The sequence below is a fragment of the Pseudomonas asuensis genome (genome assembly GCF_014646755.1).
Taxonomy (GTDB): domain Bacteria; phylum Pseudomonadota; class Gammaproteobacteria; order Pseudomonadales; family Pseudomonadaceae; genus Chryseomonas; species Chryseomonas asuensis.
Genome location: NZ_BMNW01000001.1, coordinates 298857 through 318591 on the forward strand (window position 1 = coordinate 298857; position 19735 = coordinate 318591).

A 19735-nucleotide genomic window follows, 5' to 3' on the forward strand; every position below is an offset into this window, starting at 1 on the left:
CGTCGTAGCAATCAGCCTACGCGGTAGTTGGGCGCTTCTTTCGTAATTTGCACATCGTGCACATGGGATTCCGCCATGCCGGCGCCAGTAATGCGAACGAATTGAGGCTTGGTGCGCATCTCTTCGATCGTGGCACAGCCGGTGTAACCCATGGAGGCGCGCAGGCCACCCATCAATTGATGAATGATAGCGGTTAATGGACCCTTGTACGGTACACGACCTTCGATACCTTCCGGCACCAGCTTTTCAGCACCGGAAGCAGAATCCTGGAAGTAGCGGTCGCTAGAGCCTTGGCTCTGTGACATTGCGCCCAGCGATCCCATACCGCGGTAGGACTTGTAGGAACGGCCCTGGAACAACTCGACCTCGCCCGGTGCTTCTTCAGTACCGGCAAACATCGAGCCCATCATGACACAGTAACCACCTGCCACGATGGCCTTGGACAGGTCACCGGAGAAACGGATACCACCGTCAGCGATCAGCGGAACACCCGTCCCTTCCAGGGCGGCGGCAACGTTGGCAATGGCGGAGATTTGGGGAACACCTACACCAGCAACGATACGCGTTGTGCAGATAGAGCCCGGGCCAATACCGACCTTGACGGCATCGGCGCCCGCATCGGCCAGTGCCTTGGCGGCTTCACCCGTGGCGATGTTGCCACCGATGACCTGAACCTGCGGGTAGGTTTCCTTGACCCAGCGTACGCGCTCGATCACACCCTTGGAGTGACCGTGAGCGGTGTCGACAACAATAACGTCAACGCCTGCAGCCACCAGCGCTGCAACGCGCTCAGGGGTCTCGGCACCGGTACCTACGGCGGCGCCTACACGAAGGCTGCCTGCTTCGTCCTTGCTGGCGCTCGGGTAGGCCTTAGCCTTTTCGATGTCCTTAACGGTCATCATGCCCTTCAGGTTGAAAGCCTCATCAACAATCAGGACCTTCTCCAAGCGGTGCTTGTGCAAGAGCTCGCGCACTTCCTGCTTGTCAGCACCTTCGCGAACGGTAACGAGACGCTCTTTAGGCGTCATCACATCGCGCACCGGAATGTCGAGGCGGTTTTCAAAACGTACATCACGAGAAGTCACGATACCAACCAGATCACCGTTGGCCAGGACCGGCACACCTGAAATGTTGTGCTGACGCGTCAGGTCAAACAGGTCACGGACCGTTGCGCTGGCATCGATCGTGATCGGGTCCTTTACAACACCGGCTTCAAAGCGCTTGACCTTGCGGACTTCAGCAGCTTGCTGCTCGATCGTCATGTTCTTGTGAATGATCCCGATACCGCCTTCTTGAGCCATGGCAATGGCAAGGCGGGACTCGGTCACGGTATCCATCGCAGCGGATACCAATGGAATGTTCAACTCGATACCGCGCGTAAGGCGCGTCTTCAGACTGACGTCTTTTGGCAAGACATCGGAATAACCGGGAATCAGGAGAACGTCGTCGAACGTCAGGGCTTCTTGGCTGATGCGCAGCATGGCAGGGGCTCCCGGGCGGGAAAAATAAGAAGCGCGACATTATACCTGTCCCAAGGGAAAGCCTCAACGTAGGCATAAAAATTGCCGCTTCGTTTACATGAGAAATAATATCAAATTAGAATAATTATCATTAACGAATTACGAGCATCCATTTTGAAACCCTATCCACGCGCGCTCGGCCTTGCCCGACAAAAGCCTTTCTTGTTGTCTCTACTGGCTGGCTGTATCACCACGAATACGTTACCCGCCCTGGCAGAAGCGCGAGTCGACCTGTCTACAATGGAAATTCAGGCTGATGCGCCTGAGGCAGACGACGGCTATACGGCTTTACGAGCAGGCACGGCCAGCAAAACCGATGTTCCGGTCAAGGAGGAGGCGCAGTCAGTTGCAGTCGTAACGCCTGAAGTTATTCAGGATTATGATGTTCATTCCCTTGAAGAGGCGATGAAGTTCGTGAGTGGCGTAAGCCAGGGCAATACTCTAGGCAACACTAAGGACTCACTGGTCAAGCGAGGCTTTGGAACGAATGCTGACGGCTCTATCTTGCGTGACGGCGTACGCTCAAATCTTTCTCGCAACTTTGGCCCTACCAGTGAGCGGGTAGAGGTTCTAAAGGGCCCAGCATCTCTGCTTTACGGGGCACTGGAGCCCGGCGGGCTTATTAATGTAATGAGCAAGCAGCCTCAGTATATCCAAAGCACTACCCTTAGCGGCTCGGCCTATAGTGAGGGCGGTGGTAGCCTGGGTGTTGATACTACCGGCCCGCTGGGCGACACCGGCTTTGCGTATCGTCTGATCGCCGAGCGTCAGAGTGAGGACTACTGGCGTAACTATGGCGTTGATCAGCACACTCTTATCGCGCCCTCGCTGCGCTGGACTGGTGAACGCGCCAGCGTGACGCTGGCCTATGAATACAACGACTATACGAGCCCGCTTGACCGCGGCACGGTGTTTGTTGATGGCCATCCGGCCAGTATCAGCTACGACAAGCGTCTGGACGAGAAATGGGCCAACACGACCGGTATCAGTGAGACTGCAACGTCTCGATTCGAGTATCAGCTTAGCGACGAGTGGAAGACGCGTCTGACCTACGGTTGGAATAACGACCGCTATAGCCTCGCCATCGCTCAGCCAGTCTCAGTTACGCCCAGTGGCGAACTTCTGCGAACAGCCAATGGCGGTCATTATGATTACGAGACCACCTACACCAGCTGGGACTTTATTGGAAAGCAGGACTTCCTGGGCCAGCGACATGATTTATTGATCGGTATCGATCATGAAATGAATGATCAGTACAGGGGCAAGACCTACCGCAATAGCACTGGCTCCCGCCGTGACATCAATATCTACTCGCCTGCCTACGGCACGCTTGCCGAGCCTAGCCAGGTCAGCCCTACACAAAGCAATGCCCGCAATGAACTTGAGTCCACCTCACTTTATTTCAAGGATAACTGGCATCTGGATGATCGCTGGATTCTGGTTCTGGGCGGTCGCTATCAGCAATTTGAGCAATATGCCGCCCAAGGCTTGGGAGCAAACCGAAAAACCAGCCTGGACCGGGACGATCAGGTAGTTATCCCGTTTATTGGCTTGGTTTTTCAGGCAACAGATGCCCTGTCGCTTTACGGAAACTACAGCCGTTCCTTTGCCCCCAATACTACGGTAGACGATCTCAATCAGACATTCGACCCGGAAAAAGGACGCAGCTACGAACTGGGCGCCAAGTACACTCTGGCGCCGGGTCTGAACCTGAATGCAGCCGTTTTCGACATTGAAAAAGACAATGTGGTCAGTACCCGCACGGTCAATGGTCAATCGATAGGTAGCGCGGGCAAAGTAAGCGCCCGCGGGCTTGAATTGGATCTAACCGGACGCCTGTCCGAGCGCTGGAACATCATCGGCACCTATGCCTATACCCGCACCCGCATTCTGGAAAACAACAGTAATCCTGCCTGGGAAGGCAACCGCCTTAATCAAGCACCTGAACATACGGCCAGCCTGTATCTCACCCATCATTTGCAGGTGCAGCCTGACCTGGGTGACTGGCATACCGGTGCAGGTGCACGCTATGTGGGTAAACGTGCAGGCGATGACGAGAACAGCTTTTACATGAGCAGTTATACCGTAGCCGATGCTTTCCTTCGCTGGGATCTGCCCGTACATGGCTATAAAGCCAAGTTGCAGCTCAATGTGGATAACCTGTTCGATAAACATTACTACCCTTCCAGCACAGGCAGTGCGCTACAGGTTAATGTTGGTGAGCCCCGCACAGCACGCCTGAGTGCCAGCGTGACCTTTTGACGACCCAGGGCCATCCGCCTGCCTGGGCCGCCCCATCTAGGCGGCTCCGTGTTCTTATGCTCAACTGTCCGCACAAGAACACAACGGAGCGCCGCCATGCACATCGTCATCCCGGACGACTATCAACACGTTGTTGAAACGCTGGACTGCTATGCCCTTCTCGAACGCGCCGGCCACACCGTTACGGTCTATCACGATGCCGAGCGAGACCCTGCTGTCTTGGTAGAGCGCTTTCGGGAAGCCGATGCACTGGTGCTGACCCGTGAGCGAACACGTATCGACGATGCGCTTCTGTCCCACCTTCCCCGCCTCAAATTGATCAGCCAGACGGGTAAAGCGACCAGCCACCTGGATGTTGCTGCCTGCACCCATCGGGGAATTGCCGTAGTGGAAGGTACAGGCTCGCCCATTGCTGCTGCGGAATTGACCTGGGCGCTCATTCTTATGGCGCGCCGTAAGCTCAAGCCTGCGATGGATGCCTTTTATGCAGGCGACTGGCAGGTCAACCTGGGCGAGCGCCTGAATGGCCAGATTCTTGGTATTTGGGGCTATGGAAAAATTGGCAAGTTACTCGCCCGGTATGGTCAGGCTTTTGGCATGCCTGTACTGGTCTGGGGCAGCGAAGCATCACGACAGGCGGCGCTGGCTGACGGCCATCGTACGGCAGACAGCCAGGAAGCCTTCTTTGCTGAGTCAGATGTACTGAGCCTGAACTTACGATTTTCAGACAAGACCCGCCACATCGTTCGCCGCGAAGATTTAGCACGAATGAAGAAGTCAGCGCTGCTGGTAAATGCCGCACGGGCCGGCCTGATCGAACCTGGTGCACTGCTTGAGGCCGTTGAAGCCGGCCGACCTGGGTATGCGGCAGTAGACGTATATGAAGAGGAACCCTTGCCGGCGGGTCATCCCCTACTCGCCCACCCCAACATCCTGTGCACCCCTCACTTGGGCTATGTGGAGAAGCACAGCTACGAGCTCTACTTTGGCGAGGCGTTTGCCAATCTGATCACCTTCTTTGCGGGCGAGCCGGAAAATCTGGCAAACCCTGACGTACTGGGTCGCTAGCATCCGGTCGACGGCGGGCTTATGATGCCCGCCATGCTTAATGATCCTTTTCAACGTCTTGGCCTTGATCGTGAGGTCCTAACCGTCAGCCAGCTCAACGGGCGAGCCCGCGTCCTGCTGGAAGACGTCTTTTCGCAGGTATGGGTGGAGGGGGAAATCTCCAACCTCGCCCGCCCTGCGTCCGGTCATATCTACTTTACGCTCAAGGATAAGGACGCCCAGGTACGTTGCGCCCTCTTCCGGCAAAATGCCGTGCGCGTTAGAAATCTGCTCAAGGATGGCATGGCCGTGAAAGTCCGCGGCAAGGTCTCCTTGTTCGAGGGCCGCGGTGACTATCAGCTGATTCTGGAAACCTTGGAACCGGCGGGTGATGGTCTGCTGAGACAAGCCTTTGAAGCATTGAAGCAGAAACTGCTGGATGAAGGCTTATTCGCGCAAGAGCGAAAAAAATCCTTACCGGGCCATCCGTGCCGTATCGGGATCGTGACCTCTCCGACTGGAGCGGTCATCCGCGATATCGTCAGCGTATTCAAGCGCCGTGCGCCACAGGTCGAGCTGGTCCTGATACCTACGGCAGTACAAGGGCGTGAGGCCACCGGACAGATCGTTCGAGCGTTGCAAACGGCAGACACGCAGGGTTTCGATGCGATCATCCTGGCCCGAGGCGGTGGCTCCCTTGAGGATCTATGGTGCTTTAACGAAGAGCTGGTTGCCCGCGCCGTTGCAGCCGTTCAAACGCCTATCGTGAGTGCCGTCGGGCATGAGACGGATGTGTCGATTGCAGATTTTGTGGCCGATGTACGAGCCCCTACCCCTTCAGCTGCAGCCGAACTTCTGGCTCCTCACACCGGGGACCTAAAAAATCGCCTGGACGCTCTCTATCGACGACTGGTCGTCCGTATGGGCGAACGGCTCAGTCGTGAACAGCTACGCCTTGAAAACTTTACTCGTCGGCTCAAGCACCCTGGCGAGCGGCTGCGCCAACAGGCGCAACGTATCGATGACCTGGATATGCGCCTGCGCCGTGCGTTTGTGATTGATATGAACCGACGCCGGGATCGCCTTGCCCATGTCGAAACCCGACTGGCAGGCCAGCATCCGGGCCGTCAACTGGCACTGCTGCGTCAGCGGCTGGATCAACTGGCACAACAGCTTCCGCGCACCATGGAGCGTCAGCTCAAGGAGCGCCGCCAGCGTCTGGCCTCTCAGGTCCAGACGCTCCACATTGTCAGCCCTCTTGCCACACTAGGCCGCGGCTACAGCATCCTGCTTGACGAGCATGGTCACGCTATCCGGTCCGCCACGCAAACGCGTAACGGCCAGCGCCTGAAAGCCCGCCTGGCTGAGGGTGAGCTGGATGTCAGGGTGGAAGACAATCACCTGGAACCGACCACCCTCTCCCTGCTGGACTGATCTCAGCAGGCACGACTGAAAAAGGTTTGTACCTGAACCCGCTCACTCAGCTCGTCGACATAGCGCCGCACGGAGGCGGGCCATTCCAATCCGGCCGTGGCGCTTAAGCCCCGCAGGATTGGAAACAGGTTGATGTCATCCAGCAGGAGTTGCGGGCGGGCCGGATCAAGACCATACATCTCAACCAGTAGCGTCAGGCGATGGTTAGTGTCCTCAATAGCCTGCTGGGCGTTTGACAATGCTGTATCGAAGTTGCCAATGATCTGGCTTTTCTTCTGGACAAATAAGGCATGTGCCTCACGTGAAGCCATTTCCTTGAGGCCGATCTGTGCCCAGCGTGGGTAACCCAGTTGCTGAAACGATGGCAATGCGGACTCGATCCAGGCTGTAACAGCGTGCGAGTGAACCTCCTCGATCAGTGGCATCCCATCGAGATGATCAAGGTAATGGACGATCTTCAGGCTTTCCGTCATGGCAGTCCCGTCGTCCTTGACCAGAATCGGAACGGTCTTTTTGCCTACCAATTGCTCAGGTGTCGCTACATCGTCATACAGCAGCACCTGAAGCTCCGCATCGATATGCTTCAGGCCCAGCGCCATACGGACCTTGGTGCTGAAAGGGCAGTGTTCATAATAATAGAGCTTCATGGCATTCTCCTTGATGTCCTCATGCAAGGACCTATGTGAACTTGCCGGGGTTCAGCCACGAGAGATTTGCCAGAAGCCAAGACATGAACGAGGATGACTGAATCACATCGCCTTGATTGTTTTCCTATGCCTCGTTTTCTGCTTCTGCTCGCGTCCCTGTGCTTTACCCTATCCGCCCACGCCGAAGGTTTCATCACTCGCCTGCTGGATAAACCCGTCCCAGGCGGTGTGGCCGTTGTTTCATTAGGCAACGGTCCGACTGCTCCCAAAGCGACTTACCAGGGCAAGCCGGTCATGGTTATTCATGAAGAGGGCCAGCGTTGGATCGCCATTGTTGGTATTCCACTCACTGCCAAGCCAGGTCAGCAGACACTAATGGTCAACGGTAGCCGCACGGAGGCCTTTACCGTACAGAGTCGCCATTATAAAGAGCAGCACATTACATTGAAGAATGACCGACAGGTGAATCCCAATCCGGCGGATCTTAAGCGCATAGAACAGGAACTGGCCGAGCAGACCAAGGCCTACCGGGTCTTTTCCCCAGGCACACCAAGTAATCTGCTGCTGGATCGTCCTGTTGATGGCCGCCTTTCCAGCCCCTTCGGGCTTCGCCGATTTTTCAACGGACAAGAGCGCAACCCACATTCAGGCTTGGATTTTGCCGTTCCGGCGGGCACACCCATCAAGGCGCCAGCGGCAGGCAAGGTCATCCTGATCGGAGACTACTTCTTTAATGGTCGCACGGTGTTTGTGGACCACGGCCAGGGCTTTATCAGCATGTTCTGCCATATGTCCAAAGTGAACGTAAAGCTGGGGCAGGATGTACCGCGTGGCGGCGTAGTAGGTTTTGTGGGTTCGACGGGGCGGGCGACTGGACCGCACATGCATTGGAATGTCAGCCTGAATGATGCCCGAGTTGACCCTGCCATTTTTATCAACGCCTACACGCCTTGACTGAGGCGCGTAAAAGATCCGTAAGCCGATGAATGGCTTACGGGCAAAACAGCTCTACTGCTTGCAGAGCGCCTCACAGGGGATACCGTCGCGATTACCATCGATCTTGGTATTTCCGCACTGTTGCAGTTGGTATTTCGCCTCGGCGCAACTGGACATGGCATTGCACCGCTTGAGCGTAGAGCAGTTGAACTCGCTACCCTCCTCCTTCGATTTAGCAGGCGGTGTGTAGGTAGCTGACGCTTCTCGCTTATCCTGCCGCTTGTCGCGGTCTGCCTTACGCCACTCCCACGGCGGCATGCGCTCCGACTCCGGCAGCGCCCAGAGGCCACGCTTGGCAGCCTTGGCGTCAGCCTCAAGAGCCAGAAGTGACTTGTCCTTCAGATACTGCCGATATACCCAGGCCGAGCCGGACTTGACCTGTTCGGCGTTCACATCCGTTTTATCCTGGTAAACCCGAGCCACCTTACGGCCGTAGCGGTCGGTATCCTGCACCTCAAGTCGTACATCCTTGCCAAAGACCATACCGGAGAGAGCCTGTTGAGCCCGAGTGCCATAAGGCTGCTTGGACTCAGGAGTATCAATTTCCGCAAGACGAACCTTGAGTTGTTTTTTCTGAGACGTCAGGCAGGTCAGCGTATCGCCATCATGAACGCCTACGACACGGCAATTGACAGTCTCGGCGTGTGCCAGCAAGGGGAACAGCAAAAAGGCAGCAAGCGGAATCAGGCGCTTCACGCGGGAACTCCTCAAAAGAAAAATAGGCAGAGCGGATATTCAGAATAGTGCTCCCTGGAGCCCGTCATTTAGCGGTCCAGAGGGGTTAGTTTGTACAGTTCCCCGATCGTGCATCGTTCCGCGTCCCCAGCCGGTGCATTGGAGATGATCAGATCACCCGATCGAAGACCAGCTGCTCTTGAGCTGTAGCCGATACGGTTACCTTCCTGCAAGTTACGGCAAGGTTGCGCGAATTCAACAAGATAGGCACGGCCCAATCCTGTGCCCAGCGCAATGTGGCTGCGGTCCAGATAATTCCAGCCAGACAAGTCGAACCCTAAAATCGTGCGAATGGGCTCGCCCTGGCTATAACCAAGTCGCCTGAGCTTGCCATCCAGCGTCGTCGGTGGTCCGAAAGGGGTCGCACAGGCAGCCAGCAATGACATCAGACCCAGCAACCCCAGCGTCCTGAACACGCGCATTCAAAAATCCTTAACCTGCTATTTCTACAGTGGTCTTCCAAGTGTGAATGGAATAATCAGAACCGGCCACGCTTGAGCCAGGTGTTTACCATTGCCATCGCCCGTACGTTATTGAATGTTCCATTCAAAACACTAAGAAAGCATGGCGCCCCATAGATTCAACCGATATCTAGTCACGCCCGTTCAATGCCTCGCTGACTTCGATCAGGCGGGAAAGACCGGCCTTCAGTGCAGCCACCGTATCGCCCTCAAGGGGAAGCGCCTGCTTCATGGTGCCTGGAATGCCGCGTGCTGCTTCCTGTAGGGCTCGTCCTTCCGGCGTCAACGTGACGGCAACACAGCGTTCATCCTCAGCCAGCCGGGAGCGCTGAACGAGACCCGCTGCCTCAAGGCGCTTGACCAACGGTGTGAGGGTTCCGGTATCCAGATGCAGGCGTCTGCCGATTTCAGTGACCTTGAGCCCGTCACGTTCCCAGAGCACAAGCATGACCAAATACTGTGGATAGGTAAGCCCCAACGGCTCAAGCAACGGCCGATAGGCACGAATGGTGGCGTTAGCCGCTGCATAGAGCGGAAAACACAGCTGTTCGTCGAGTGAAAGCTCGCACACGGAGCGATTTGGCGTCTCTTTTATCGAATCAGACATGGCGACCTCGTCGAGACCAAAGCGAACATCCTGCGACGCTGAGCCTCTTGCTTAATTACATTTCACACAATTATATTGAACACAATATATCGGTAAGCCTCTAACTACCAGATGCTACCTACTCTTGGAGAACATGCCCAATGGCTGATCTGTTTAGTGAACTGAAAATCAAAGACGTTACCCTGCGCAACCGTATTGCCGTTTCCCCCATGTGCCAGTACATGGCAAAGGACGGCATGCCTAATGAATGGCACTTCCAGAACTATGCCTCACGGGCTGCAGGTGGTGCAGGCCTGATCGTGGTAGAAGCCAGTGCGGTCTCCCCTGAAGGTCGCATTACTCCTGCTGACCTTGGTATCTGGAATGACGAACAGGCCGAAGCCTACAAGCCTATCGTCAACTTCATCAAATCCACCGGCTCCGTAGCTGGTATCCAAATCGCCCACGCTGGCCGTAAAGCCAGTGCCAATCGCCCTTGGGAAGGTGACGACCATCTGCCTGAGGATCACCCTATGGCGTGGGAAACAATTGGCCCGTCCGACAATGCCTTTGGCGCTCACCTGCCCCGCGCACCCAAGCAGATGACTGTCGCTGACATCCATCGCGTTACAGCTGATTTCGTAGCGGCCGCCAAACGTGCCCTGGCTGCTGGCTTTGAGCTGCTTGAGCTGCACTTTGCCCATGGTTACCTGGCGCAGAGCTTCTTCTCGCCGCTGGCCAACAAGCGTACCGATGAATACGGCGGCGATTTTGAAGGCCGTGCACGCTTCCTGCTGGAAACCTTCCATGCCGTTCGCGAGGTATGGCCACAGAACCTGCCGTTGATCGTACGCCTGGGCGTGACCGACTTTGTCGAGGGCGATCAAGGTATGGAAGAGTCCATCGAACTGGTTCGCCGCTTCAAGGAAGGCGGTATGGACCTGATCGACGTCAGCATGGGCTTCAACACCCCTGATGTCTCCAATGTCCCATGGGGCCAGCCTGGCTTTATGGGCGAAAAGGCAAAGCAAATCACTGACGCGGTGGATGTGCTTACCTCCATCAGCTGGTCCATTCGCGAACCCAAGGATGCCAACGAGCTGATCGAAAGCGGCCAGACCGACCTCATCATGCTGGGCAAAGCCGTTCTGGGCGACCCCTTCTGGCCCTACCATGCCGCCATTGAGCTGGGGCGCGAAAATCCGCAAGACCTGCTGCCACCGCCCTATGCGGCCTGGCTGAAGCGTCGCTGAGTTTTCGCTGTTCAAAAAGGCGCCCGTTACACGGCGCCTTTTTATTTGGTCAGACCTGTTACTTGGCAAGACGCACTTTACGCTAGGCTATGAATAGACTCAGCCTAGGGAGCACTCATGATCACGGTTCATCACCTCAACAATTCTCGCTCGCAACGTGTCCTCTGGCTGCTTGAAGAGTTGGGGCTTGAGTATGAAATCAAGCATTACGAACGAGACCCACAAACGCTGCTGGCTCCCAAGGAGTTGCGGGAAGTCCACCCGCTGGGTAAATCGCCCATCATTACTGAAGGCTCGATGACCCTGGCCGAGTCCGGCGCCATCATTGACTATCTGGCCAGCCGCTATGGTCAGCAACTTATTCCACCGGTCGATTCAGCCGAGCGCGCGCGTTATACCTATTGGTTGCATTATGCAGAAGGCTCCGCCATGCCGCCCCTGCTTCTCAAGCTGGTGTTTGACCGCGTGCGCACCGGGCCGATGCCTTTTTTTGCCCGCCCTATTGCGCGAGCTATCAGTGGTCAAGTCACACGCGTTTTCATTCAGCCACAACTGACTCTGCATTTTGACTATCTGGAAAATGAGCTGAGCACGCATGAATGGTTCGCAGGCGATACATTTACGGCTGCCGACATCCAGATGAGCTTTCCACTAGAAGCCGCTGCCTGCCGTGCCGGACTGACGCAGAATCGCCCCAAGCTCAAGGCTTTCCTAGAGCGTATCCATGCTCGCCCGGCGTATCAGCGCGCCTTGGAAAAAGGCGGCTCTTATGACTACGCCGCCCAGGGCTAGCGCTGGCGCATCGGCATCTTGTCGATGGTGGCAAAAATAGCGGCTGGATCAATCTGGCCTTGCTGTACGATTTTCTTCCCGCCATCTTTACCGACCAGAATAACGGTGGTCTCACCATCTGGTCGCTCATCAAGGGCACTGATCAGCGCCTGGGTTTGGTCCTGGCTGAGCGGCACCCCGTTACGCTGACCGCGGTCACCGATTACGGTATAGAGCACCATATCTCGTTCGATAAATGCCTCACGGTTGCGCGGTTCTTCAAGAGATGATGTTAATTGCTTGAACACCGGGTCGCCAGCTGACGTAGCTATCACTACAAGAGGTCGCGTTTTCCAACGCTCCTGTGCCAGGGGATTATCTGACTCAGCAGCCATTACGCCTGCTGCAGTTGCTATCAGCCCACCCAAAATACATGTTTTCAGCATGGTTAAACCAGGCATCGTTATGGCTCCCGTTGTCGCAGAGGATCTTTTCATAACGACCACATAAGTGCAGAAAATTCACCCACTACACGCCCGTAACATTACAAGGCGTGTAGCCCACAGACTTAGCGCTCGATTGCCAGTGCGACACCCTGCCCGCCGCCGATGCACAGCGTAGCCAGCCCCTTGTGCACGTCACGGCGAATCATCTCGTACAGGAGGTTGATCACCACCCTCCCACCGGATGCGCCAATGGGGTGACCTAACGCAATAGCGCCACCATTAACGTTGACTCTGTCCCAATCCCAACCTAGCTCCTGCCCCACCGACAATGCCTGAGCAGCAAAGGCTTCGTTGGCTTCAATCAGGTCCAGCTCACCAAGGTCCCATCCCGCCTTCTCCAGACAGCGGCGCGTCGCTGACACGGGCCCGATGCCCATAATGGAAGGATCAACGCCCGCATTGGCATATGCCTTGATTCGGGCAAGCACCGGCAGACCTAGTTCGCTCGCCTTTTCCGCACTCATCAGGATGAGCGCAGCGGCTCCATCATTGATGCTGGAGGCATTGCCCGCCGTGACGGTGCCATCGGGCTTGAAGGCCGGTTTGAGCTTGGCTAGCGCTTCGGCTGTTGTACCGGCGCGCGGTTGCTCGTCGGTATCGAACACCACCGGATCACCCTTGCGCTGGGGGATTATGATGGGCGTAATCTGATCCTTGAAACGGCCTGCTTCAATAGCGGCCAACGCCTTCTGCTGTGATGCGGCGGCGTATTCGTCCTGGGCCTGGCGGCTAATGCCGTACTTCTCGACCAGATTCTCAGCAGTAATGCCCATGTGGTAATCGTTGAAGGCATCCCATAGGCCGTCCTGAATCATCGAGTCGACCAGCTCAGCATTGCCCATCCGCAAGCCAGTACGGGCCTTGGGCAGAATATAAGGGGCAAGGCTCATGCTTTCCATGCCGCCTGCTACGATGATGTCAGCATCACCGCAGCGAATAGCCTGAGTAGCCAGGTGAAGCGCCTTGAGGCCTGAACCACACACCTTGTTTAGCGCCATCGCTGGTACTGTAGGTGGCAGCCCTGCCTTGATAGAGGCTTGCCGTGCAGTATTCTGACCAAGCCCTGCCGTCAGTACATGACCCATGATGACTTCATCAACTTGCTCGGGGGCTATGCCTGTTTTCTCCAGTACCGTTTTAATGACCGCAGCACCCAGGTCCACTGCTGGCACATTCGCCAGCGCCCCCTGAAAGCTGCCAATGGCCGTCCGCGTAGCGGCCACGATAACGACGTCTCGCATTACTATTCTCCTGAAATGAGGTAACGTGCGACATGTCCCAAGCAAGGACGCAATGCCATTGGGTTGCGCTTGACTGCTTCCCGGGGGGCAATAAAGCGCAGTGCCTTGAGTCGCTAAGCCTCTATAACTTACTCATGCCAATACCGAACAACCGGTAGCTTGCTGCAGCGCCTCAAAGGTAACCCCTTCGGCCAACTCGACCAGCTTAAGGCCCTCATTGGTCACGTCGAGCACACCCAGATCGGTGATGATGCGGTTGACTACTCCTACTCCGGTCAATGGCAAGTCACAGACTGGCAGAATCTTGTGGGCACCCTTGGCGGTATGCTCCATCAGCACCACCACGCGCTTTACCCCCGCAACAAGATCCATCGCCCCGCCCATGCCTTTTACCATCTTGCCGGGAATCATCCAGTTGGCGAGGTCACCCTTTTCCGATACCTGCATAGCGCCCAAGATGGCAAGGTTGATATGCCCTCCCCGGATCATGGCAAAACTCAAAGCACTGTCGAAGTAACTGCTGCCCGGTAAAGCCGTTACAGTCTGCTTGCCCGCATTGATCAGGTCCGGGTCGATGGTCGCTTCTGTAGGAAAAGGACCAATCCCCAGGAGGCCGTTCTCAGATTGCAGCCAGACGTCCATGCCTTCAGGAATGTAATTGGCTACCAATGTTGGCAAGCCGATGCCCAGGTTTACATAGAAGCCGTCCTGCAGTTCCTTGGCAGCACGCTGTGCCATCTGTTCACGAGTCCAGGCCATGTTAGTTGCCCTCCGACAGGGTGCGTTTCTCGATGCGCTTTTCGGGGCTGGCATTCACAACAATGCGTTGTACAAAGATTCCCGGCAGATGGACCTCATCAGGGTCTAGCTCACCTGTTTCAACCAGCTCTTCTACCTCGGCAATACACAGCTTGCCCGCCATTGCTGCCAGAGGGTTGAAGTTACGTGCAGTCTTGTTAAAGACCAGATTGCCAGCCCTGTCGGCCTTGATTGCCTTGACCAGTGCTACATCAGCCACTAGAGAGCGCTCCATCACGTAGTGTTCGCCATCGAACTCGCGGGTCTCCTTGCCTTCGGCCACCAATGTGCCGTAGCCGGTACGCGTGAAGAAAGCCGGGATGCCAGAGCCACCTGCACGCAGCTTTTCCGCCAGGGTGCCTTGAGGCGTAAACTCAAGCTCCAGCTCACCAGAAAGGTATTGCCGCTCAAATTCTTTGTTCTCGCCTACATAGGAAGAGACCATCTTTTTGATCTGCCGGGTTTCGAGCAAGACACCGAGGCCAAAGCCGTCCACACCCGCGTTATTGCTGATCACGGTCAGCTCTCGCTTGCCAGTCTCGCGCAGCGCCAGGATAAGGGCCTCGGGGATGCCACATAGGCCAAAACCGCCGACTGCCAGGGTCATACCGTCTTCCACCGCCCCTTCCAAGGCATGGGCGGCACTGGGATAAAGCTTGTTCATGGTTTACCTCGTGTCGTTATTGTTGTTAACGGGCTAACCAGCCCCCATCGACATTCCACGCTGCGCCACGCACCTGTGCGGCCGCGTCACTGCAAAGAAAGAGCGTCAGCTCCCCCAACTGAGCAGGCGTAACAAACTCCAACGAGGGCTGCTTCTCTTCCAGAAGCTCCCGCCGTGCCCGCTCCGTATCACCATCCACCGCAGCACGAGCATCAATCTGCTGCTGCACCAGAGGCGTCAGTACCCAACCTGGGCACAACGCATTACAGGTCACATTGCAATCTGCCGTTTCCAACGCAACGACCTTGGTCAGCCCGACGACGCCATGCTTGGCAGCCACATAGGCCGATTTCTGCGCCGAACCCACCAACCCATGGACGGAAGCAATGTTGACGATCCGCCCCCAGCCCCTCTGTTTCATACCAGGCAGCGCCAGGCGGGTGGCGTGAAATACCGAGGACAGATTGATTGCGATAATCGCGTCCCACTTCTCGACCGGAAACGCTTCTACCGGTGCAACATGCTGAATACCGGCATTGTTGACAAGAATGTCCACGCCCCCAAAGTCACGTTCAGCATAGGTGAAAAGGTCGGCAATCTCTTCGGGCCTGGACAAGTCCGCGCTGTGGTAGCCCACCTGCCCACCAAAACGGCCTACTTCGGCTTTAGCCGCCTCGCTATCACCAAAACCATTGAGAATCAGATTGGCGCCTGCCTCGGCCAGCCGGGTAGCGATACCCAGACCGATGCCGCTGGTTGAACCGGTTACCAGGGCCGTCTTGCCTTTCAAGTCCATAACGTTCTCCTCTACACGATGCCGGTGGCATAGAACACGCCGATGACCACGAACACCGCCAGCGTCTTGATCAGCGTGATACCGAATACGTCTTTATAGGCCTCGCGGTGCGTCAGCCCGGTCACCGCCAGCAACGTGATCACTGCACCGTTGTGCGGCAAGGTATCCATGCCGCCGCTGGCCATGGCAGCAACCCGATGCAGCACCTCCAAAGGAATTTGTGCGGCATTGGCGGCGGCAATAAAGCTGTCCGACATGGCAGCCAACGCAATGCTCATACCGCCGGAAGCTGAGCCGGTAATACCGGCGAGAAGCGTTACGGTAATGGCTTCGTTGATAAGTGGATTAGGAATGGTCTTGAGGGCATCTGCCAGCACCAGAAAGCCTGGCAGCGATGCAATCACAGCCCCAAAGCCATATTCCGATGCGGTATTCATGGCGGCTAGCAACGCACCACTCACAGCAGTCTTAGTGCCCTCGGCCAAGCGGGTGCGAATTGTTCCAAACGCGGCTACAAGCACCAGCAGAATGCCAATCAACAGTGCCGCCTCGACCGCCCAGATTGCCGTCAGCTTGCTGACTTCACTGGTCACGGGCGCCGCCATGCCCGGGAGTGCCAGGGTATGGGTCTTGCCATACCACTGAGGAATCCAATGGGTAAACAACAGATTCATTACGCCAACAAGGATAAGTGGTGACAGCGCCAGAAGCGGGTTAGGCAAATGGATGTTGTCTGGCGTCTCCGGCTCATTGCGCAGCTCTGTACCGTAACCCTCTCCCCGCTGCATCGCTTTACGACGCTGCCAGCCCAAATAGGCCAACCCGACCGCTATAATGAACAACGAGCCAATCAACCCCAGCCAGGGTGCAGCCCAGGCTGTTGTATTGAAAAACGTGCTAGGGATGATGTTCTGGATCTGCGGAGTGCCTGGCATGGCGTCCATGGTGAAAGAGAACGCCCCCAGAGCGATCGTTGCAGGAATTAGCCGCTTGGGAATATTGCTCTGGCGAAACATTTCTGCCGCAAAGGGATAAACCGCAAACACTACAACGAACAGCGAGACACCACCGTAAGTCAGTAAGGCGCAGACCAGCACGATCACCAACATCGCCTGACGTGTACCTAGCAAACGAATCGCAGCAGCCACAATGGAGCGGGAAAAGCCGGAAAGCTCGATCAACTTGCCAAACACTGCGCCCAGCAGAAAGACCGGAAAGTACAGCTTGATGAAGCCAACCATCTTATCCATGAACACACCGGTAAACGCAGGTGCCACGGCAGAAGGGTCAGTCAGTAGCACAGCCCCAAGGGCTGCAATCGGTGCGAACAGGATGACGCTATAACCACGATACGCAGCCAGCATCAGCAGGCCCAGCGCCGCTAGAGCAATCAATACGCTCATGTTTTCTCCTCACTGGCCGGTCAGCACCGAACGCAGCGGCTCGTTATTGTTGTAGCTGTGGAGACAGCAAAGCTCTAGTAGCGATATCCATGCCAGAAGCTAATGCCTTGTATTTATTGAATAAATAATAATTCCGGCTTGCTTTATTCTCTTAATAGAGAAGAAATCGTCATGCCCTTTCTCTCTTTTGAGAATAGTCTCTATTTCAAGACAAGAGTCCCAAAGAGGCCATTTTCTTGTAAAGCGTCGAGCGGCCGAGCCCAAGGCATCGGGCTGCCTCGTCAACCTTGCCTGAGCAGGACGCCAGTGTCCGACCTATGAACTCCTGCTCAAATTTTCGCTTAGCCTCCTCATACCTCATACCTGAGAAGGGGCCTACATTGAAGTCGCTGGGCGCAGGCTCGGTGGTCTTGGGCGGCAAGGTCTTCCCTAAGGCTGAACCGATGCTTACTGCCCCCATCACCGTCTCGTCACTTAACAGCGATGCACGCTCCAGGACATTGCGCAGCTCGCGTACGTTACCGGGCCAGTCATAGCGAGCCAGCAAGGCCAGCGCGTCCTCATCCAGTTCCCGAGGCGCATGCCCTTCAGCCAGTAAGCTATCCAGAATGGCTTCGCACAGCGCAGGCAAATCTTCATAACGCTCGCGCAATGGAGGGACAGCTATAGGCAAGACATTCAATCGGTAATACAGATCCGCTCGAAAGGCGCCCTCAATCACCAAGGCATCCAGATCACGCGAGGTGGCCGCAATCAGGCGCACGTCACAGCGCAGCACCTCATTGGAGCCCAGCGGTTCGAATTCCCTCTCTTGTAACACCCTCAAGAGCTTGGCCTGCAGACTCATCGGCATATCACCGATTTCGTCCAAAAACAGCGTGCCGCCTTGGGCAATCTGTAATTTTCCTGGCCGCGCCTTACGGTCCGCTCCTGTAAAGGCGCCTGGCGCTGTACCAAAAAACTCAGCTTCCAAAAGGTTTTCCGGAATGGCAGCCGCATTCACACTTACGAACGGTTTGTTGGCCCGGGGCGATGCCGCATGAATAGCGTGGGCTAAGAGCTCTTTTCCCGTACCGGTTTCACCCAATAGCAAAACGGAGGTTTCCATCGTAGCCGCTCGCCGCGCTCGCCGCTTCACCTCCTGGCTAGCCGGACCGCTCCCTACAAAATGGGCAAAACTGTATTTGGCTTGTCGTGCGTTTTGTAACGAGCGACGTGTCGAAGCGAGCTCTTCCTGAATCCGCAGGAAGCGGGTCACGAGCGGAGCCAACGTACGCAATTCATCAAACAGGGCAAAGCCGATAGCGCCAATCACCTGACCGGCGTCATCATGGATCGGCAAGCGCATGACCACCATCGGGCCTTTGGGTGTATCAAGTAGATCCAGCAGAATGGGCTGGCCTGTATTGACCACCTCCCGCAAGAGGCTACCTGGTATGACATGCTCGCATACCTGTCCAATCGCCGACTCCGCACTGGGTAAGCCAAAGCGCCGCGCATAACGTTCGTTCATCCAGACGATACGAAGATCACGGTCCACGATTACCGTGCCTTCGCTGCTTTGCTCAATGCTCTCGAACAGGGAGCGAATTGCTCTAAGACTAATCTGCTGATAGTCGCTTAGGTCATTAGCGGTGGCCATGTTGGTACCTGAATAACGGCTCATGGCCGCAAGGCGTGACTTAACTGGTGTGTACGGCGCTTGGCTATACGTGCCTTGCGCTCTTCATCCCACGCATAGAATCCCGCGCCGCTGCGCAGCCCTGTCTTTCCCTGAGCAACCCGCTCGCGCAAGGCATTCAGCACGTCTTCATCTTTGGCAAGCACTGGCATCAGGTGGCTGGCAATGTCCAGAAAGGTATCGAGACCGCCCATGTCAGCTGCCTCCAGCGGACCCACCATGCTATAGCGCCTTCCCAGGGAAGCCCGCATGACGCGGTCCACATCTTCAGGTGATGCCGCCCCGCTCTGCACAATGTGTAGGGCCTCCCTCAACACTGCAAATTGCAGCCGATTTCCAATAAACCCCGGTATTGCGTGCTTTAGCAGAACGACCTCCAGGTCCATTACCTGCAACGCCCCTTGGACTGCCTGCACGCAGGAGGGCTCGGTCTTCTCTCCCGGCACCAGCTCAACCAGCGGGATCAAATGAGGTGGATTCCAAAAATGAGCAATCAGTAAACGCTCGGGATGCGTCATACCCTGAGCGAGCTGATCAGGTGGGAAACCACTCGTATTACTCGCAATGATAGTGTCTGGCGAAACGATGGACTCAAGCTCTGCATATAACGCATGCTTAAGTGCCAATCGCTCAGGTATGGCCTCGATCAGTAGCGTGGCACCTGCCACATCGGCCAGCGAGTCGCTCGTTTTAATGCGCTGCAGAACAGCTGTTGTTTCGGCAGCGTCAAATGATCCAGCTGCCGACAACTCTTCCAAGATAGATTTGGCAATTACCGGGACATCTGCCAGTCGCTCTGCAGACACATCACGTAGCAGAACCGAATGTCCATGACGAGCAAAGTGGGTGGCAATTCCGACACCCATGAGGCCGGCACCGATGATGGCGATCCGAGGCGTTTGCATTGTTTTTATCCTGATTGGCCTTCCAGGCA

19 protein-coding genes are annotated in these 19735 nt (G+C 56.1%); 6 read left to right on the plus strand and 13 right to left on the minus strand.

The features are described from left to right. Positions 1–11: 11 nt before the first annotated feature. Positions 12–1481: an IMP dehydrogenase gene (guaB, locus tag IEX86_RS01385; RefSeq protein WP_188864278.1), complete on the minus strand. Its 1470-nt coding sequence runs from the start codon at positions 1479–1481 to the stop codon at positions 12–14. A 279-nt stretch (positions 1482–1760) separates the two neighbouring features. Between guaB and IEX86_RS01390 the strand changes: the two genes are divergently transcribed. The 3 genes from IEX86_RS01390 (at position 1761) to xseA (ending at position 6263) form a co-directional block, all read left to right on the plus strand. Then, entirely contained in the window at positions 1761–3782 is a 2022-nt protein-coding gene (locus tag IEX86_RS01390) for a TonB-dependent siderophore receptor (RefSeq protein ID WP_188864759.1), read from the plus strand. Positions 3783–3878: 96 nt separating this feature from the next. Then, positions 3879–4850 (plus strand): D-2-hydroxyacid dehydrogenase family protein, encoded by a 972-nt coding sequence (locus tag IEX86_RS01395; protein WP_188864279.1) that lies wholly within the window; start codon positions 3879–3881, stop codon positions 4848–4850. 33 nt (positions 4851–4883) lie between these two features. Further along, positions 4884–6263 (plus strand): exodeoxyribonuclease VII large subunit, encoded by a 1380-nt coding sequence (gene xseA / locus IEX86_RS01400; protein ID WP_188864280.1) that lies wholly within the window; start codon positions 4884–4886, stop codon positions 6261–6263. Positions 6264–6265: 2 nt separating this feature from the next. Here xseA and grxB read toward each other — a convergent pair whose 3' ends face one another. Beyond that, positions 6266–6910 (minus strand): glutaredoxin 2, encoded by a 645-nt coding sequence (gene grxB, locus IEX86_RS01405; RefSeq protein ID WP_188864281.1) that lies wholly within the window; start codon positions 6908–6910, stop codon positions 6266–6268. A gap of 126 nt (positions 6911–7036) precedes the next feature. On the opposite strand from grxB, the gene IEX86_RS01410 reads away from it, so the two are divergent. Further along, a complete protein-coding gene (locus tag IEX86_RS01410; RefSeq protein ID WP_188864760.1) occupies positions 7037–7864 on the plus strand; it encodes a peptidoglycan DD-metalloendopeptidase family protein in 828 nt (275 codons plus the stop codon). A gap of 54 nt (positions 7865–7918) precedes the next feature. Here the strand turns inward: IEX86_RS01410 and IEX86_RS01415 are convergent, their stop codons facing one another. From IEX86_RS01415 to IEX86_RS01425, 3 genes are all read right to left on the minus strand, one after another. Continuing rightward, complete coding sequence (locus tag IEX86_RS01415; RefSeq protein WP_188864282.1) at positions 7919–8602, minus strand: thermonuclease family protein; 684 nt, start codon at positions 8600–8602, stop codon at positions 7919–7921. A 68-nt stretch (positions 8603–8670) separates the two neighbouring features. Next, positions 8671–9063, minus strand: coding sequence for a DUF6491 family protein (locus IEX86_RS01420; protein WP_188864283.1), 393 nt, complete (start codon positions 9061–9063; stop codon positions 8671–8673). Positions 9064–9232: 169 nt separating this feature from the next. Next, positions 9233–9709, minus strand: coding sequence for a MarR family winged helix-turn-helix transcriptional regulator (locus tag IEX86_RS01425; protein ID WP_188864284.1), 477 nt, complete (start codon positions 9707–9709; stop codon positions 9233–9235). Positions 9710–9849: 140 nt separating this feature from the next. On the opposite strand from IEX86_RS01425, the gene IEX86_RS01430 reads away from it, so the two are divergent. Together IEX86_RS01430 and IEX86_RS01435 are read left to right on the plus strand one after the other, a co-directional pair. Next, positions 9850–10941: an NADH:flavin oxidoreductase/NADH oxidase gene (locus tag IEX86_RS01430; protein ID WP_188864285.1), complete on the plus strand. Its 1092-nt coding sequence runs from the start codon at positions 9850–9852 to the stop codon at positions 10939–10941. A 117-nt stretch (positions 10942–11058) separates the two neighbouring features. After that, on the plus strand, positions 11059–11733 hold the full coding sequence (locus tag IEX86_RS01435; protein WP_188864286.1) for a glutathione S-transferase: 675 nt from the start codon (positions 11059–11061) through the stop codon (positions 11731–11733). On the opposite strand, the gene IEX86_RS01440 is transcribed toward IEX86_RS01435, so the two are convergent. From IEX86_RS01440 to IEX86_RS01475, 8 genes are all read right to left on the minus strand, one after another. After that, a complete protein-coding gene (locus tag IEX86_RS01440) occupies positions 11730–12173 on the minus strand; it encodes a DUF4174 domain-containing protein (protein ID WP_188864287.1) in 444 nt (147 codons plus the stop codon). The two genes, IEX86_RS01435 and IEX86_RS01440, sit on opposite strands and share 4 nt — an antisense overlap. 107 nt (positions 12174–12280) lie before the next feature. Continuing rightward, on the minus strand, positions 12281–13459 hold the full coding sequence (locus IEX86_RS01445) for an acetyl-CoA C-acetyltransferase (protein ID WP_188864288.1): 1179 nt from the start codon (positions 13457–13459) through the stop codon (positions 12281–12283). A 132-nt stretch (positions 13460–13591) separates the two neighbouring features. Beyond that, on the minus strand, positions 13592–14218 hold the full coding sequence (locus IEX86_RS01450; RefSeq protein ID WP_188864289.1) for a CoA transferase subunit B: 627 nt from the start codon (positions 14216–14218) through the stop codon (positions 13592–13594). A gap of 1 nt (position 14219) precedes the next feature. Next, positions 14220–14921, minus strand: a complete 702-nt coding sequence (locus tag IEX86_RS01455; protein WP_188864290.1) for a CoA transferase subunit A — start codon at positions 14919–14921, stop codon at positions 14220–14222. Between the two features lie 25 nt (positions 14922–14946). After that, positions 14947–15717, minus strand: coding sequence for a 3-hydroxybutyrate dehydrogenase (locus IEX86_RS01460; protein ID WP_188864291.1), 771 nt, complete (start codon positions 15715–15717; stop codon positions 14947–14949). A gap of 11 nt (positions 15718–15728) precedes the next feature. After that, positions 15729–17120, minus strand: coding sequence for a GntP family permease (locus tag IEX86_RS01465; RefSeq protein WP_188864292.1), 1392 nt, complete (start codon positions 17118–17120; stop codon positions 15729–15731). Between the two features lie 205 nt (positions 17121–17325). Continuing rightward, positions 17326–18762, minus strand: a complete 1437-nt coding sequence (locus IEX86_RS01470; protein WP_188864293.1) for a sigma-54 interaction domain-containing protein — start codon at positions 18760–18762, stop codon at positions 17326–17328. 20 nt (positions 18763–18782) lie between these two features. Beyond that, positions 18783–19706 carry a 3-hydroxyacyl-CoA dehydrogenase family protein gene (locus IEX86_RS01475; RefSeq protein ID WP_188864294.1) on the minus strand — a complete coding sequence of 308 codons (924 nt, stop codon included), beginning with the start codon at positions 19704–19706 and terminating at the stop codon, positions 18783–18785. Positions 19707–19735 lie beyond the last annotated feature (29 nt).

What these genes read in the sequence shown, in the direction of transcription:
- IEX86_RS01410 (WP_188864760.1), top strand. Translation starts at nt 7,037, where the DNA reads ATGCCTCGTTTTCTGCTTCTGCTCGCGTCCCTGTGCTTTACCCTATCC.
- IEX86_RS01445 (WP_188864288.1), bottom strand. Translation starts at nt 13,459, where the DNA reads ATGCGAGACGTCGTTATCGTGGCCGCTACGCGGACGGCCATTGGCAGC.
- IEX86_RS01475 (WP_188864294.1), bottom strand. Translation starts at nt 19,706, where the DNA reads ATGCAAACGCCTCGGATCGCCATCATCGGTGCCGGCCTCATGGGTGTC.
- IEX86_RS01465 (WP_188864292.1), bottom strand. Translation starts at nt 17,120, where the DNA reads ATGAGCGTATTGATTGCTCTAGCGGCGCTGGGCCTGCTGATGCTGGCT.
- xseA (WP_188864280.1), top strand. Translation starts at nt 4,884, where the DNA reads ATGCTTAATGATCCTTTTCAACGTCTTGGCCTTGATCGTGAGGTCCTA.
- IEX86_RS01435 (WP_188864286.1), top strand. Translation starts at nt 11,059, where the DNA reads ATGATCACGGTTCATCACCTCAACAATTCTCGCTCGCAACGTGTCCTC.
- IEX86_RS01470 (WP_188864293.1), bottom strand. Translation starts at nt 18,762, where the DNA reads ATGGCCACCGCTAATGACCTAAGCGACTATCAGCAGATTAGTCTTAGA.
- IEX86_RS01450 (WP_188864289.1), bottom strand. Translation starts at nt 14,218, where the DNA reads ATGGCCTGGACTCGTGAACAGATGGCACAGCGTGCTGCCAAGGAACTG.
- IEX86_RS01460 (WP_188864291.1), bottom strand. Translation starts at nt 15,717, where the DNA reads ATGGACTTGAAAGGCAAGACGGCCCTGGTAACCGGTTCAACCAGCGGC.
- IEX86_RS01430 (WP_188864285.1), top strand. Translation starts at nt 9,850, where the DNA reads ATGGCTGATCTGTTTAGTGAACTGAAAATCAAAGACGTTACCCTGCGC.
- IEX86_RS01440 (WP_188864287.1), bottom strand. Translation starts at nt 12,173, where the DNA reads ATGCCTGGTTTAACCATGCTGAAAACATGTATTTTGGGTGGGCTGATA.
- guaB (WP_188864278.1), bottom strand. Translation starts at nt 1,481, where the DNA reads ATGCTGCGCATCAGCCAAGAAGCCCTGACGTTCGACGACGTTCTCCTG.
- IEX86_RS01455 (WP_188864290.1), bottom strand. Translation starts at nt 14,921, where the DNA reads ATGAACAAGCTTTATCCCAGTGCCGCCCATGCCTTGGAAGGGGCGGTG.
- IEX86_RS01395 (WP_188864279.1), top strand. Translation starts at nt 3,879, where the DNA reads ATGCACATCGTCATCCCGGACGACTATCAACACGTTGTTGAAACGCTG.
- IEX86_RS01420 (WP_188864283.1), bottom strand. Translation starts at nt 9,063, where the DNA reads ATGCGCGTGTTCAGGACGCTGGGGTTGCTGGGTCTGATGTCATTGCTG.
- IEX86_RS01425 (WP_188864284.1), bottom strand. Translation starts at nt 9,709, where the DNA reads ATGTCTGATTCGATAAAAGAGACGCCAAATCGCTCCGTGTGCGAGCTT.
- grxB (WP_188864281.1), bottom strand. Translation starts at nt 6,910, where the DNA reads ATGAAGCTCTATTATTATGAACACTGCCCTTTCAGCACCAAGGTCCGT.
- IEX86_RS01390 (WP_188864759.1), top strand. Translation starts at nt 1,761, where the DNA reads ATGGAAATTCAGGCTGATGCGCCTGAGGCAGACGACGGCTATACGGCT.